Origin of the sequence: Bradyrhizobium sp. Leo170 (assembly GCF_004296405.1) — a bacterium.
Taxonomy (GTDB): domain Bacteria; phylum Pseudomonadota; class Alphaproteobacteria; order Rhizobiales; family Xanthobacteraceae; genus Bradyrhizobium.
The window spans coordinates 13,568-28,424 of record NZ_PSRR01000080.1 but is presented as its reverse complement, the minus strand read 5'-3'; the positions used below and the strand labels follow the sequence as shown (position 1 = coordinate 28,424).

Below are 14,857 nucleotides of genomic sequence, written 5' to 3'. Positions count from 1 at the left end.
CCCCAGTGTTCGGTCGGTGTTACGGTTAGGTCACCGGAGCGGACGAATGCGCTACAGCCGCAACAATCCTCATCGAAGCAGCCACGGTTACGGAAGTAACAGAGCGCACGCGGACTGAAATCAGCGCGCAACATTCCGCTGACAGTGTCGGGCGTGGTCCCTCGATCGAGCGCTCAACGAACGACACAAACCTTCGGCAAGCAAAAATCCAAATGACGGTGCTTCCAGGCAAAACGGACTCGGTCACGTTCTCCTGTCTGCTCGGTTTGATGGCCACTCTCCCGGGCTTCGGCACCGACATGGCGCTGCCGGCCCTTGCGGACACAGCCACTTCTCTTGCAGTTCCGGTACATAGCGCCGGCCTGACGATCAGCAGTTACATGATCAGCTTCGGCCTTGCGCCGCTGGCGTTCGGACCGCTGTCGGATCGATACGGTCGCAAACCGGTGGTCACGCTTGGCACCATCATCTTCATCATGGCCTCGGTCGGATGCGCGCTGGCACCATCGCTGCCGGTGTTGATTGCGTGCCGCGTCATCCAGGGCATCGGCGCGGCAGCCATGACCCTTGCCATCGCGATCGCCCGTGACACGTTCGACGATACCATCGTCCGCCAAAAACTGTCGAACATCGTCATGGCGATATACGTCTCCCCAATCGCCGCGCCGATGGCTGGAGCGGCCCTGCTCGATCTCGCGAACTGGCGCGCGATCTACGCAAGCCTTGCGGCACTCGGGATTCTCTTGCTGATAGGCCTGCGCTTTGGCCCCGACTACGGCCGGAAGCCGCGGCCGGCGACCCGCTTCAGCCTCCTGGCGCTTGTCGGAGATTATCGCTGCGTCCTGTCGCATCCGACCTGTCGCGCCTATCTCCTTGCCGCCGCGGCGTCCTTCGGAGTTCTCGCCGCCTATGCGACGGGGTCCTCCCTTTTCCTTGTCCAGGTCGCCGGGCTGAGCTCAACACAATATGGAGTCATATTCGGCCTGACCGCGCTGGCCGGAATGGCTGGAGCGTTCCTCGACGGCCGGCTCAACGCACGCGGAGTTCCATCGCATTATTCGTTGTCGATCGGATTTTCCATCCAGGCGCTTACATCGTCGGTCCTGCTGGCCATGACGCTGTTGAACTGGACGCCGACCACCATCGTTATTCTGCTGTTCGTCGCCGTCGTATTCAGCGGAGGCATCGGGGCGCCAGGCCTCATGCAGGGAGCGCTGCAAGCGCTGCCGGAAATGGCGGGCACCGTCAGCGCCGCAGTCAACTGTCTTATAATGATATCCGGCGCACTATCCAGCGCGCTCACGGCTGTTCTCTTCGACGGCCGGACGGCGCTATCGATGGCCGGCGTGATGGAATTCTGCGCTCTCCTTGCACTGCTGTTCTTCGCCATGGCAATCGGGCGAACCAGGCAACAGGCCGTGGTGCCGTCTTGAGACAGCGTCTACATACGCCAACGAGCGGAACCCGCCCGTTGGCCCTGGACATCATGCTACCTCACAGCCCCTTGTCGACCTGTGCGTAGCCGCCCTTGGCGTCCCACTTATAGACGACATAGTCGATCGCCTTGATGTCACCCTTGGAATCGAATGCCATCTTGCCGAGCACGGTGTCCCACTCACCGGCCTTGATTGTATCCATCACCTTCTTCGGATCGGTCGAACCGGCCTTCGCCACCGCCTGCGACCACACCTGGAACGCCGCATAGGTGTAGAGGGTGTAACCCTCGGGATCGATGTTCTTGGCCTTGAACTTCTCGACGATTGCCTTGGCGGTCGGCTTTTCGCGCGGATCGGGACCGAAGGTGAACAGTGTACCTTCCGCAACAGGACCGGTGATCGAGGCGAACTCCCGGTCGTTGATCGCATCGCCCGCCATCAGCACCGTCTTGAGCCCTTGATCCCGCATCTGGCGCAGGATCAGGCCTGCTTCCTGATGATAGCCGCCGAGATAGACCAGATCGATGTTCTCGCGCTTCAGCCGCGACACGATGGAGTTGAAATCCTTGTCGCCCTTGTTGAAGGATTCGAACATCTTCTCGGTGACGCCGGCCTTGTTGAGCGCCTTCTTGGTCTCGTCGGCAAGCCCCTTGCCGTAGGTGGTCTTGTCGTTGAGGATCGCGATGTTCTTGCCGGCGAAATTCTTGGCGATATAGGCGGCGGCAACCAGGCCCTGCTGGTCGTCGCGGCCGCAGACCCTCAGCACGTTCCACAACTTGCGCTCCGTGAGCAGCGGATTGGTCGAGCCCGGCGAAATCTGCAACACGTTGCCGTCGGCATAGGCTTCCGACGCCGGGATCGACGACGAAGAACAATAGTGGCCGGCGACGAACGGAATTCTCGCACTGGCGATCTTCTCCGCCACCGAGCGCGCCTGCTTGGGATCGCAGGCGTCGTCGTTGACATCAAGCACCAGCTTCCTGTTGAGGAGGCCGCCTGCGGCATTGATGTCGGCCACCGCCTGCTCGGCGCCGTTCTGGAACTGGCGGCCGAACGCGGCTTCGCTGCCGGTGATCGATGAGGCAACCGCCACCCTGATGTCCTGGGCCAGCGCTGCAGAGGACAGCACAAGTGACGCACCTAGTGTTAGACCGAAGAGCTTGACCACTTTCATACGAAAGTCCTTGGGGTTGTTTTAGAGAGACGGCGACTGCGCCGGCCTCTTCATAGCATGGCCGGCTGACATCGGCGCGATGTCACCGTATTTTTTTACCAGCGGCGCTGGCTCCATCAAGGGCGAGGTGGCGCGAGCTCTGTTATCCGTTATCGCCAGGAAAGCGGCCGCGGCCACGCGTTACGGCCGTAGCCGTATTTTCCGGCGTCGGAATGGTCCGGAAACATGGCTGCGGCAGAGTCTCCCGGGACTGATATTTGCCGGGAGATATCGATGTCACACATCGACCAACTGTTTTACACCCGACCATATCCGAAACGGACCCAACGGGCGCCGAACGCTCCGCGATGGTATGTCTCGATCAGCGCGATGGTGACGTTCCTGCTGTCGAAGATGAGGGAAGAACTGGCGATACGCCAGGCCACGGCAGAGCTGCGGGATCTCGACGACCGAATGCTGCGCGACATCGGATTATCCCGCTACGATATCGCCTCCATCCGCAGGCGCGAAACCTAGAGCGTGATGACTTTTCTTCGAATCGTCATCCCGCTCAGCTCTTTGTTTGAGCATGATCTTTTTCGGGAAACCGGTCTCCGCTTTTCCGGATCATGCTCTAGCCGGTTACACAGCGCGCGAGGACCTCGATCGCTGATCGATCAACGGCGGGACGAATCGCGCCGGCACTCCGTCGGAGTGACTCCGAAGCGGCCGCGGAACCGCTGGTTGAAGTAGGAGACCTCGCCGAAGCCGCATGCGAGCGCGATCTCGCTGATCTTGAGACGATCTCCCTGCTCGCTCGTAAGCATGTGCCGCGCCTGCTGCAACCGGCGCTCCAGCAGGCGCTCCGTGAAGCTCTGGCCCGTCTCCTGCAAGAGATCCTGCACATATCTGGTCGAGAGACCGAGATGGCGGGCAACGTTCGCTGCCGAGAAACCGGCACTCATGAAGCTTCGATCGATCTCGGCAATAATGTCGTTAATACGCGATGCCCGCAGGCCACGCGTCGTAGCGATCTGCGCGGCATCACCGCGCGCGCCGAGCACCAGCGCGATCAGGTCGAGAAGAGTCGTGCGAATATGCGCGTCAAGCTGCGGGTCGTGCGGCGCACGCGACAGCTTCACGACGCTTTCGATATAGCGCCGCAGGTGCGCAACGGCCGGTCGCTGCGGATCGAGAGGCCGCGCCAACAGGTCGTCCGCCTGGCCGACGAGGGCCGCCAGCCGCTCCCTGGAGACCGTCAATGTCGTCCAGGCGAAGGGCGCATCGGAGCTCATGTCGGCGGGCATGCCGTTTGTCCCGAGAAATGCGCCGCCGGAAGCAAGATTGGCTTCGCGGTTTGACTGATCCACCCGCAGCGTGCCCGCGCCGCGATGGAACACTAGGCAGAAATCATCATCGGGGCCGCGGGAAATGGCGCTCCTCGATCGCCTGATCCTGCCGAAAGTGCCGCCGAATCGCGTGACGTGAACGTCTTGAAAATCGGACCAGCGGAGGAATCCCGAAAACGGCCGATCGTCGAATCGCGTGATGTCGACACAACAGGTGAGCGCCTCCACCTTCTCATACCAGAGGGAAAACCTTCGATCGTCTTCGAGCGCTGGATCGAGATTATCGGAGTGGAAGCTTGCTTGATGCATTGTTCTTGGAATTGCACTTACACACGCATGCTACCGGGGCTGATCGACGCGGGCCATGAGTAACTCTGCCGCAGCGCGCCCTGAATCGCTCGCATGCCGCTTCGGGTTGTTGCGTAACGGCCACAGGGACGAACGGTTTAGCGGGAGCGCGCTCGGGCTCAAATCCAGTGCGGGCGAGAACAAGACCGTCGCTGCAACCCCTGCCATGTTGCGACACGGCTGCTGCGAGGAACTGCGTCGAGTTCGACCAGCGCGAGGTCACGACGCGCTCGCCCAGCCTTCACATGTCGCCGTCCCATGACGGCGATGCACTGGAAAACCCTTTCTCCAGGGAAATTTAGGGGCGTGGTAATGAAGACGTTTCTACTCGGCACTGTCTTTGGTCTTGGCTTGCGGGCCCGACCTTTGCCGCCGATCTGTCCTATCCGGTCAAGGCGCCGCCCGTCGCGGCCGTCCCAGTGTTCTCCTGGACCGGCTTCTATATCGGCGCCAATGTCGGCTTTGGCGGCGACAAGTTCAACTATCCCTTCCAGGCATTCCAGCGGCAGCTTCAGGCGGAAGCGCCTGCGCTCGAGTCGAGCCTCGCCGGCAATGTCAGCCTGAACTCGAGCGGTTTCTTCGGCGGTGGCCAGATCGGCTACAATTATCAGTTCGCCAATAATGTGGTCGCCGGCATCGAAGCCGATTTCGAATGGTCGGGTATCGAGGGCAAGCTCGCGGGCGCCGCGCTCTTCACCGCTCCGGACGCTGTCGGCAACGCAAGCTTCGACATCGGATCCGAGATCGAATGGTTCGGCACCATTCGCGGCCGCCTCGGCTACACCTGGGACAGGGTCCTTCTCTACGCGACCGGCGGCGCGGCTTACGGCAAGGTCAAATCGCACGCGACCTTCAACGCAAATGGACTTGTTGGTCCGCTGCCAGCCGCGATCGCGGCCAGCGACACGCAATGGGGCTGGACCGCGGGCGCCGGTCTCGAATATGCCCTTACGCCGAACTGGTCCTTCAAGACGGAATATCTCTACGTGGACCTTGGCAGCCACACCGTGTTCAACAACACGGTTTCCGACGTCGCCAACGGCTTCTTCTCGAGCGCCAGCATGGACGTCAGCACCAAGCTTCACACGGTCAAGGCCGGCGTCAACTACAGATTCTGAACGAATCGAACATCTGCATGACTCGGGGAGCTGCGTATCGACGCCGCTCCCCGATTTCCTTAAGACTATCTTGACCACGTCACGGCCCCTCGCCGCTTCATCGCGCGCGAATCAGTTCCTTCCGAACTAGATCGGATCGCTTTCCTCTCCGGCTACCGATACCGGCCGGTACGGAAGCGCGCATGGCGTGCGGTAACCGACATCATCCATCACAACCGATTCAATCGATCGAATTGTAGTGAATTCGCCCTCGTTCCTTTAAGGTCGGGCGGATAGCTGGTCGTGCCGGGGAAAGGTCCGGAGTTGTGGTCCTTGTTCGATATGTTCACCGTCGGGCTGTTGGCCGAGGCCGCATGCGCGATCGGTTGCTTGATCATCTTGATCACATGGATGCGGGATCGCTCCACTAGGTCGTATTCCTGGTGGATCCTCGGGTTCCTGCTGTCCGGCCTTGGCGTCATCCTTGCGGCACAGCGCCAGACGCTGCCCCAGCTCTCGGCCATAGGCGTTCCCGGCTTTTTCGCCCTGTTCGGCGCGGGCGCGCTCTGGTGCGGCTTGCGCGTTTTCGACCAACGGCCGTTGCCCGCCTCGGCGCTGCTGCCGCCGTTGATCTGGGCAGTGGGTCTGCCGTTCGCGTACCCGAGCTACGCGCTTCGCCAGATCGACTACAATCTCGCGATCGGCACGATGACGCTCCTGATCGGCCTCGATCTCTGGCGCTCCTCTTCCCGGGAACTTTCGCCACGGCTCTGCATCGCGCTGATCTGCCTGTTTGAGACGGTGGTCAGTTACAGCCAGGCCATCGCCATCTTCGTCATGCGCGACGAAATCGGCCAGGGCCCGCTCCGGGGATGGCTCACCTTTGCGCCGTTCCAATCCGCCGTCGCGATGGTGGCGATCGTCGTCCTCGGCATTCTGATGATCGGCGAGCGTTCCGAGCGCCGGCTCCGCGATCTCGCGATGAAGGATCAGTTGACCGGCGTCCTCAATCGACGCGGCTTCTTCGAGGCCAGCGCAGCCCGCCTTGCCAAATTATCGGGAAAGTCGTGCGAGATCGCGATTGCCCTTTTTGACATCGATTACTTCAAGGCCATCAACGACAAGCATGGCCATCCTGCCGGAGACGAAGTCATCGCCGAGTTCGCGCGACGCGCCGCGCGCGCGATCCGCCAGGGCGATATCTTTGGCAGAATCGGCGGGGAAGAATTCGCGCTGCTGCTGCCGGACGCCACGATCAACGATGCAAGGCTCGTCGTCGATCGGGTCCGCGCCACGTTCAGCGATGCGCCGATCCTCCATGGCAACATTGAAATCATGGCCACCGCGAGTGCCGGGATATCGATCGCCCACGCTCGAGACATCGTCCTGGACCGGCTGATGTCGGCGGCCGATTCCGCCCTGTACGCGGCGAAGAAGGCGGGACGCAATCGGACCAGCATCCTGCACCCCGTGACGCCGACCGATCGCGACGCTGCGCCGATCGTCCGCAGCTCGTCCTAACCTGCCTAGAGCATTTTCGGTTCTGATGGAATCAGAACCGAAGCTCTAGGTTCTTGTTTTGACGCGTTTTCTTCACGCGAACCGGTGTCCACTTCGCTCGAAAACGCTCTAGCTGTTGAACCCGGCCGGGATGAAGGCCGGCAGCTTCTCCTCGATGAACTGCTTCACCTGCGGCGAGTTGAAGACCTGGATGAACGCCTTCAGGCGCGGATCGTCCTTCTTGTCGGCGCGCGCGGTGAAGCGCAGCACCAGGCCGTCATCGAGGGTGCGGTCGATGATCAGCGCCGATTTCGGATCGCCGCCGGCCGAGATCAGATAGGTGACGTTGACGAGCGCCAGCGTGACGTCATCGAGCGAACGGTAGGTCTGCGCGGGATCGAGTTCGACGATCTTCAAGTTCTTGGGATTTTCAATGATGTCGAATTTGCTCACCGCGAAACCTTTGCCCGGCGTCAGCTTGATCAGGCCGGCGCGTTCAAGCAGGATCAATCCGCGCGCGCCGTTCAAGGGCTCGTTGGGAATCGCGACGCTGTCACCGGACTTGATCTCGTCGAGGCTCTTGATCTTCTTCGAGAACAATCCGACCGGCGCGATCACGCCGACCTTGTCGACCTGAACGAGATTGAAGCCGCGCTGCTTGTTCTGCAGCGCCAGATAAGTCCCGTGCTGGAACAGGTTCGCGTCGACGTCGCCGCTGTTGACCACCTCGTTCAGCGCGACCCAGTCGCTGAGCTCGACAATCTTGACGTCCTGTCCCTTTTCCTTGGCGAGCCTGGCGGCATAGCCAGCCAACTGCCCAACCGGGCCGGCGCTGGTCGCGATCTTCAGCGGCTCGTCGGCAACCGCAGCGGTGGTCAGGGCAAGCAACAGGCCGGCTGCCTGCGCCATACGCATGAACGTCTTCATCTTGTCAGGTCCATCTCTTCTCGAAGGATCGTATGAGGCGGCCTCGCGAGCGCCGTCGACGAATGATGCTTGCCGATCTCTGCGCTGTCGAGGCGTCGGAGAAAATAGCGATGCGCGTGCTGCCGTTTTGCCCTGGCGCGGCGGTAATCTTTCATCCGGCGCCGCAAATTGAAAACAACGTCGTCCGGCTTGCGTGATAGCCTCCGCGAAACACGAACCCGTTGCCGAGGAACGGCTGATGACGAGACCGCGAGAACTTCGCTTCAACGCGTTCAACATGACCGCGCCAAGCCACAACTGGGCCGGCCTGTGGTCGCATCCGCGCGATGCGTCGATCGACTACAACACGCTTGATTATTGGGTCGACTATGCCAGAACCGCGGAGCGCGGCCTGCTCGACGGCATCTTCCTTGCCGACGTCTTTGGCATTTACGACGTCTATGGCGGAAATCCGGATGCGGCGATCAGCCACGCCGTCCAGTTGCCCAACGCCGAGCCGACGCTGCTGGTCTCCGCGATGGCGCTGGTCACCAAGCATCTCGGCTTCGGCATCACGTCGAACCTGACATTCGAGCATCCCTATCAGTTCGCCCGCCGCTTCTCGACGCTCGATCATCTCACCAAAGGACGGATCGGCTGGAACATCGTGACCGGCTATCTCGACAGTGGCGCGCGCGGGATGGGCCTGCCCACCACTCGTGCCCATGACGAGCGCTACGATGCGGCGGAGGATTTTCTCGCTGCCGTCTACAAGCTCTGGGAAGGCAGTTGGGAGGACGACGCGGTCCGCCGCGACCGCGAAACGCGCGTGTTTACCGATCCGGCGAAGGTCCATCGTGTCAGGCACGAAGGCTCACATTATCGTGTCGATGGCATCCATCTCGCCGAACCGTCGCCGCAGCGCACGCCATTGTTGTATCAGGCGGGAACATCACGGCGCGGCCGCGCCTTCGCCGCGAGGCATGCGGAAGCGATCTTCCTCAACGGGCAGACCAGGCCGATCCTCGCGCGCGCCGTCCGCGAGATCAGGGAAGCCGCCAGGGAATTCGGGCGCGATCCCTATGACATCAGGCTGTTCGCCGGCGCCACCGTGATCGTGGCCCCGACGCGCGCCGAAGCCAAGGATCTGCTCGAGGATTATGCCAGCCATGTCGATCAGGCCGGGCAGCTCGCGCTGCTCTCAGGGTGGACCGGCATCGACTTCTCGACCTACCGACCCGAAGAGGCTGTGCAATATGTCGAGAGCAATGCGATCCAGTCGATGGTCGAGAATTTCACAGTGCGTAGCGAGCGGCCGGTGAGGATCGGAGACCTTGCCAGCTTGAGCCGCCTCGGCGCGCGCTCGCCCTTCGTGGTCGGCTCGCCGCAAGACGTTGCAGACGAACTGATCGCCTGGGCGGAAGAGACCGACGTGGACGGATTCAATCTGTTCCGTCTTGTCGTACCGGAATCGCTGAATGCGTTCGTCGATCTGGTAGTGCCAGAACTGCAATCCCGCGGCGTCTACAAGACCGCCTATCGCGACGGCACCTTGCGGGAGAAACTGTTTCCAGGACGGGGACCGCGCTTGCATGCGACCCACCCGGGTGCAGGCTTTCGCCGCCCCGCGACCGATGCCGTTCGATCCGACGCCGCCGAATAGTGCATCGACTGTTCGGCAGCGCGGATCGAACAGATCGGTTCGCTACCACGTGGCGAGGTAGGTGCCCTTGAAGCGCTTCTCGATGAACGCCCTCACCGGGTCCGAGTGATAGGCGTCGATGAGCTGCTTGACCCAGGGCTTGTCCTTGTCTTCCTCGCGCACGGCGATGATGTTGACCCACGGGCCGTCCGCCGCCTCATGCGCGATCGCATCGACCGCCGGATTGAGGCCGGCCTGCACCGCATAGTTGTTGTTGATCGAGACGAGGTCGACGTCCTGCAGCGAACGCGGGAGCTGCGCCGCATCGAGCTCAACGAAGCGTAATTTCTTGGGATTGTCGGTGATGTCGGCAATCGTCGAGGCGACATTGTTAGGGTCCTTCAGCTTGATCACGCCGTGAAGGGCGAGGATCATCAGCCCGCGCGCACCGTTCGATGGGTCGTTGGCGATCGCCACCCGCGCGCCCTCCGGCAGATCCGACAGCTTCTTGTATTTCAGCGAGTAGACACCCTGCGGCGAAGCGATGGTGTTGGCGACCTTCACGATCTTCCAGCCGGTCTTGGAGATCTGGTTCTTTAGATAGGGCTCATGCTGGAACGAGTTCGCTTCCAGATCCTTCAGCGCCAGCGCCTGATTGGGAATGACGTAATCGGTGAATTCGACGACCTTGATATCGAGGCCGCGTTCGGCGGCCACTTTCTTCACCACCTCGATGATCTCGGCGTGCGGCCCGGCGGTGACGCCAACCCGGATGGTCTCGGCCCTTGCGGCGCCGGCAAACAATGCGGCCGCCGCAACGATCGCGGTAAAGATTCGCATAAAGCTCTCCAAGTATCAGACAAATGGACTTGGCTGCCACTAGCGCCGATCATTCCGCGCTTCAACCGCCTGCGTGACAAAACGACGAAACGGCTGCGATCATTCAAACCCGGGAACAAAACATTCGCTCTGCGCTGCAGTGCGATACTTCTGTTCTCCGCAAGAACTGATCTTCGACAGCAGCGAATGACGCGGCATGGTGAAAGGGTGTCGCGCAAAACGTAGTTCTCATAATTGTCGCCTGCGGAGAATTTTGCACCACATCAGACGACTTCTCCGTAATTGCCACCGGCACGCGATTGATCACAAATGAGGCTCCGGAATTCATCCGCATTTTTTGGAAGCCACAGATATGCTGTTTTTGCCTCGCCAGCGCCCGAAAGTTCCAGCCGCCTCCCGGATCAAACCCGTCACGCGCCGGCTTACCATGGGCGCGCTTGGCCTGCTGGCGATGGTCTCGCTGGCGCGCCCTGCGATCTCGGAGGAAATCCGGATCGGCTACCAGAAGTCCTCGACGCTCACCGCGATCCTCAAGACCAATGGCGAACTGGAGAAAGCGCTCGCGCCGCTCGGCATCACTGTGTCGTGGCACGAATTCACCAGCGGGTTGCCGCTGCTCGAGGCCATCAATGTCGGCAGCGTCGATTTCGGCGCCGACGTCGCAGACACCGTGCCGATCTTTGCACAGGCCGCGGGCGCCAAGCTTGCCTATGTCGCTGAAGAAGCGGCATCGCCGTCTGCGCAGGCGATCCTGGTTCCGAAGGAATCGCCCATCAAAACGGTAGCCGACCTGAGGGGCAAGAAGGTTGCGGTGACAAAAGGCGCGGGCAGCCATTTCCTGTTGCTTGCCGCGCTCGCCAAGTCCGGCCTCACCTTCAAGGATATCACGCCCGCCTACCTGACGCCGGCCGACGGCCGCGCCGCCTTCGTCAGCAACAATGTCGACGCCTGGGTGGCCTGGGATCCTTTCCTCACCAGCGCAAGCCGACAGTCCGGCGCGCGCGTGCTCTCCGACGGCAGCAACGGCCTTGCCAGCTATAAGCGCTATTATGTCGCCTCGGCCGCGTTCGCCGATCGCCGCGGCGACGCGCTCAACGTGATCTTCACCAAGCTTGCCGAGACTGGCGCGTGGGTCAAAGCCCGCCCTAAGGACGCCGCCACCATTCTCGCCAGCCTCTGGGGCATCGATGCCGCCGCGGTGGAAGAAGCCAACAGCCACCGCTCCTACAAGGTCGGCGCGGTCACGGTCGCCCGCCTGTCGGAGCAGCAGCGCATCGCGGATGCGTTCGTCGCCGAAGGCTTGATCCCGAAGAAGGTCGATACCACCGACGTCAAGATCTGGGCGCCGAAGGGGTCGTAACCAAATCCCGCGGCTTCAGCGATGGCGCAGCCGGCGGTTGACCCGGCGCGCCAGATAGTCGCCGGCGGTCTGCACCGTCTGCACTAGCACGATCAGGACCACCACCACGGCCAGCATCATGCCCGGCATGAAGCGCTGATAGCCGTAGCGGATGCCGAGATCACCCAGTCCGCCGCCGCCGACAGCGCCGACCATCGCCGAATAGCCGAGCAGGCTGACCACCGCGAGCGTCAGCGACAGCACGAGCCCCGGCAGCGCCTCGGGGATCAGGACCTTGAGCACGACTTGCAGCGGGGTGGCGCCGAACGACGACGCCGTTTCGATCAAGCCGGCATCGACCTCGCGGATCGCGCCCTCGACGAGGCGCGCGATGAAAGGCGTCGAGGCGATGGTGAGCGGAACGATCGCCGCCCCCGAGCCGATCGATGTGCCCGCGACGAGTCGCGTGAACGGGATGATCGCGACGACGAGGATGATGAAGGGCGTGGAGCGCGTCGCATTGACGATCATGCCAAGGATCGCATTCGCGGCCGGTGCGGCGAACAATTCACCCTTGCGGCTGGTCGCAAGGAAGACGCCGATCGGCAGGCCGAACAACGTGCCGAGCGAGGCCGAAACCGCGACCATGAACAGGCTTTCGCCGGTCGCCTGGATGATGAGATTGATGAGTTCAGGCGACATAGCCGAGACGCTCCGCGGAAAACCGATGTTGGACAAGGAAGGACAGCACGCGCGCAACCACGGCCTCGTCGCCAGGCACGCCAAGCGTCAGTGACCCGACCTGCTGGCCGCCGATTTCGTCGATCCGCGCCGACAACATCGCCGCATCGATCGCCAGCTCGCGTGACAGCCGTGCCACCAGCCGGTCGCCGCCATCGCCGCGAACGAGCACGCGGATCACGGCCTGCCCACCTGGCACAGGTTGCTGCTGCAGCCGGCTCGACAGGGAAACCGGAACCGCATCGCCGAGGACCTCGGAGAGGAAGCTCTGGGTGATAGCATGTTGCGGATGGGTGAAGATGTCGGCGACATGGCCGCGCTCGACGACGTGCCCGGCATCGAGCACGATCACCTCCTTGGCGAGCTGCCGTACGACCGACATCTCGTGGGTGATGAGGATGATGGTCACGCCAAGCTCGCGGTTGATATTGGCGAGCAGGTCGAGAATCGAGCGCGTCGTCTGCGGATCGAGCGCCGAGGTCGCCTCATCAGACAGCAGCACGTTCGGCCGCGTCGCCAGCGCACGCGCGATGCCGATCCGTTGCTTCTGGCCGCCGGAGAGCTCCGACGGATAGCGGTTGCGCTTGTCGGCGATATCGACGAGGTCGAGCAGCTCCGAGACGCGCGCGGCGATCTCGGCTCTTGACCAGCCGGCAATTTCAAGCGGCAAGGCGATATTGTCCGCCGCCGTCCGCGACGACAGCAGGTTGAAGTGCTGGAAGATCATGCCGATCGAGCGTTGCGCCAGCCGCACCGCGCGGCCGGAAAGCGCCGAGATGTCGCTGTTATCGACGATCACGCGGCCGGTCGTCGGTTTCTCCAGCCCATTGATCAGCCGGACCAGGCTTGATTTGCCCGCGCCGGAGCGGCCGATGACACCGGTGATGGCGCCTCGGGGAATTGCGAAGTCGATGGCCTGCAGCGCCTTGACGCTCGGCTTGCCGCGATAGGCGGGATAGGTCTTCGAGACGGCCTCGAACCGCACCATCGCGTCTTCGGCGACGACATCGGACGCGATCGGCGGAAATGCCTCCGGCGGTCGTGAGGCCGCGAGAGATTGATGCACATTCATTGTTGGATTTCCGGTCTTTCGGCTGCGCGCTGCACCGCACAATTACGCGAGCCGGTGCCGCTGGCAATTCCAGATATCGGCGGAGACGTAGGCTAAGCTTTCGTCGCTCGCCTCCGCGAGAGAAAATTCCTTCCAGCCGAACAAGCACGCCCGTTTTTTGGCACCGACCGATCGCTATCGTGAACCTGCCAACAATGACGTTCCGTCGGCCGCCGACGCGGGCTGCGCCTGCCGCACGCGCGGGATGATCTCGTTCGCAAAACGCTCCATCTCCGCCTCGAACGGCTGGAATTGCAGCATGAACAGCTCGATGCCTGCCGCGTGGAATGCAAGGATGCGCGAGGCCACTTCGTCATAGCTGCCGACAAGGCCCGCGGCCGTGCCGCCATTGCTGCCGACCCGCGCGGTCTTCTGCATTGTCTGCATCATCACGACCTTCGGATCGGTGTTCTGCTTCTGGATCGCCCGCATCGGAGCATCCTTGGCGGCGAGGTCCAACAGCCGCCGGTACGCAGCCTGGGCCTCTTCGTTGGTCTGCCGCGCGATCACGAACGCCGAGAGGCCGAAGCGCAACGGCGCCGATGCCCGCGGCCGCGCCGCGACGTCGGCAATCAGCGCCGCGACATCCGCCAGCGGCTGGCCGTTGATGAACCAGACGTCGCCGTGATCGGCGACCAGCGCCCGCGCCGGCTCGGATTCGCCGCCGACATAAATCAGCGGCCGTTGGCGGTAGAGATCGGCGGGCCGGAGCGCGTAATCGCGCACGTCGAAATGCTCCCCTTTGTAGGTCAGGCGTTCGCCCTGCATCAGGCGCGACACCACGCTGATCCATTCGCGGCCATAGGCATAGCGCGCGTCATGCTCCGCAAAGCCGATGCCCGCCTTTTCGAGCTCGGGCTTGTTCCAGGCATTGACGAGATTGATCGCGAAGCGGCCGCGGCTGATGTTCTCGATTCCAAGCGCCATCTTCGCCAGCACCACCGGGTGATAGAGATACGGCTTGATGGCGGCGATGACCTCGATCCGGCTCGTCAGGGCCGCAAGCGCCGCTGTCGCGCTCCACGCTTCCAACTGATCGAGATCCTCCTGATGCGGATTGATGGTGTGCTGCGCGACCAGCGTGGAGTCATAACCGAGCCGCTCCGCCGCCAGCACCAGATCGCGGTTGCGCTCCCACGACGCATCATAGGGTTCTTGGGGATCCTGATGCGCGGCGCGCGGTCCATGGACCAGCGCCCAGATGCCGAAACGAAGTGGCCGTGCCGTCATTTTGATTTCTCTATTCTGATTTCGTTCCAAGCGGGCGCGTGATCTCGCGGCGAAAGCGCCGCTGTTGTCGCCAAAGCACGAAGAGAGATCAAGCGCAGAACGCGTTGAAAGATATTCTTTGCCGTCTCACGCGCGCAAAGAAATCAGAAAACTCTCCACCGCCAG

The 14,857-nt window shown here is 62.3% G+C and carries 14 protein-coding genes; 7 read left to right on the top strand and 7 right to left on the bottom strand.

Annotation, left to right across the window (positions count from 1 at the left end; translation table 11 throughout):
- The first annotated feature begins 212 nt into the window (after positions 1-212).
- Positions 213-1,433: a multidrug effflux MFS transporter gene (locus CWO89_RS16145; protein ID WP_130579772.1), complete on the top strand. Its 1,221-nt coding sequence runs from the start codon at positions 213-215 to the stop codon at positions 1,431-1,433.
- Between the two features lie 61 nt (positions 1,434-1,494).
- On the opposite strand, the gene CWO89_RS16140 is transcribed toward CWO89_RS16145, so the two are convergent.
- Entirely contained in the window at positions 1,495-2,610 is a 1,116-nt protein-coding gene (locus tag CWO89_RS16140) for a branched-chain amino acid ABC transporter substrate-binding protein (protein WP_130579771.1), read from the bottom strand.
- A 273-nt stretch (positions 2,611-2,883) separates the two neighbouring features.
- Here CWO89_RS16140 and CWO89_RS16135 point away from each other — a divergent pair, with 273 nt between their 5' ends.
- The gene (locus tag CWO89_RS16135; protein WP_165421186.1) at positions 2,884-3,126 is read left to right on the top strand and encodes a DUF1127 domain-containing protein; all 243 of its coding nucleotides are present in this window, start codon (positions 2,884-2,886) and stop codon (positions 3,124-3,126) included.
- 140 nt (positions 3,127-3,266) lie between these two features.
- On the opposite strand, the gene CWO89_RS16130 is transcribed toward CWO89_RS16135, so the two are convergent.
- Positions 3,267-4,247 (bottom strand): helix-turn-helix domain-containing protein, encoded by a 981-nt coding sequence (locus CWO89_RS16130; protein ID WP_130579769.1) that lies wholly within the window; start codon positions 4,245-4,247, stop codon positions 3,267-3,269.
- A gap of 458 nt (positions 4,248-4,705) precedes the next feature.
- On the opposite strand from CWO89_RS16130, the gene CWO89_RS16125 reads away from it, so the two are divergent.
- Both CWO89_RS16125 and CWO89_RS16120 read left to right on the top strand, forming a co-directional pair.
- Complete coding sequence (locus tag CWO89_RS16125; RefSeq protein ID WP_245476325.1) at positions 4,706-5,404, top strand: outer membrane protein; 699 nt, start codon at positions 4,706-4,708, stop codon at positions 5,402-5,404.
- Between the two features lie 321 nt (positions 5,405-5,725).
- Positions 5,726-6,904 (top strand): GGDEF domain-containing protein, encoded by a 1,179-nt coding sequence (locus CWO89_RS16120; RefSeq protein WP_245476326.1) that lies wholly within the window; start codon positions 5,726-5,728, stop codon positions 6,902-6,904.
- Positions 6,905-7,012: 108 nt separating this feature from the next.
- On the opposite strand, the gene CWO89_RS16115 is transcribed toward CWO89_RS16120, so the two are convergent.
- A complete protein-coding gene (locus tag CWO89_RS16115) occupies positions 7,013-7,810 on the bottom strand; it encodes a MetQ/NlpA family ABC transporter substrate-binding protein (protein ID WP_130579767.1) in 798 nt (265 codons plus the stop codon).
- Between the two features lie 62 nt (positions 7,811-7,872).
- Here CWO89_RS16115 and CWO89_RS48850 point away from each other — a divergent pair, with 62 nt between their 5' ends.
- Positions 7,873-8,007 carry a hypothetical protein gene (locus CWO89_RS48850; protein ID WP_282528413.1) on the top strand — a complete coding sequence of 45 codons (135 nt, stop codon included), beginning with the start codon at positions 7,873-7,875 and terminating at the stop codon, positions 8,005-8,007.
- Positions 8,008-8,048: 41 nt separating this feature from the next.
- The gene (locus tag CWO89_RS16110) at positions 8,049-9,452 is read left to right on the top strand and encodes an LLM class flavin-dependent oxidoreductase (RefSeq protein WP_130579766.1); all 1,404 of its coding nucleotides are present in this window, start codon (positions 8,049-8,051) and stop codon (positions 9,450-9,452) included.
- Positions 9,453-9,494: 42 nt separating this feature from the next.
- On the opposite strand, the gene CWO89_RS16105 is transcribed toward CWO89_RS16110, so the two are convergent.
- Positions 9,495-10,271 carry a MetQ/NlpA family ABC transporter substrate-binding protein gene (locus CWO89_RS16105; protein ID WP_130579765.1) on the bottom strand — a complete coding sequence of 259 codons (777 nt, stop codon included), beginning with the start codon at positions 10,269-10,271 and terminating at the stop codon, positions 9,495-9,497.
- 427 nt (positions 10,272-10,698) lie between these two features.
- On the opposite strand from CWO89_RS16105, the gene CWO89_RS16100 reads away from it, so the two are divergent.
- Positions 10,699-11,631, top strand: a complete 933-nt coding sequence (locus CWO89_RS16100) for an aliphatic sulfonate ABC transporter substrate-binding protein (protein WP_130579775.1) — start codon at positions 10,699-10,701, stop codon at positions 11,629-11,631.
- A 15-nt stretch (positions 11,632-11,646) separates the two neighbouring features.
- Here the strand turns inward: CWO89_RS16100 and CWO89_RS16095 are convergent, their stop codons facing one another.
- From CWO89_RS16095 to CWO89_RS16085, 3 genes are all read right to left on the bottom strand, one after another.
- Entirely contained in the window at positions 11,647-12,312 is a 666-nt protein-coding gene (locus CWO89_RS16095; RefSeq protein ID WP_130579764.1) for a methionine ABC transporter permease, read from the bottom strand.
- On the bottom strand, positions 12,302-13,423 hold the full coding sequence (locus CWO89_RS16090; protein ID WP_165421185.1) for a methionine ABC transporter ATP-binding protein: 1,122 nt from the start codon (positions 13,421-13,423) through the stop codon (positions 12,302-12,304). Before CWO89_RS16090 ends, CWO89_RS16095 begins: the two co-directional genes overlap by 11 nt.
- A gap of 174 nt (positions 13,424-13,597) precedes the next feature.
- Positions 13,598-14,692 carry an LLM class flavin-dependent oxidoreductase gene (locus CWO89_RS16085; protein WP_130579763.1) on the bottom strand — a complete coding sequence of 365 codons (1,095 nt, stop codon included), beginning with the start codon at positions 14,690-14,692 and terminating at the stop codon, positions 13,598-13,600.
- Positions 14,693-14,857 lie beyond the last annotated feature (165 nt).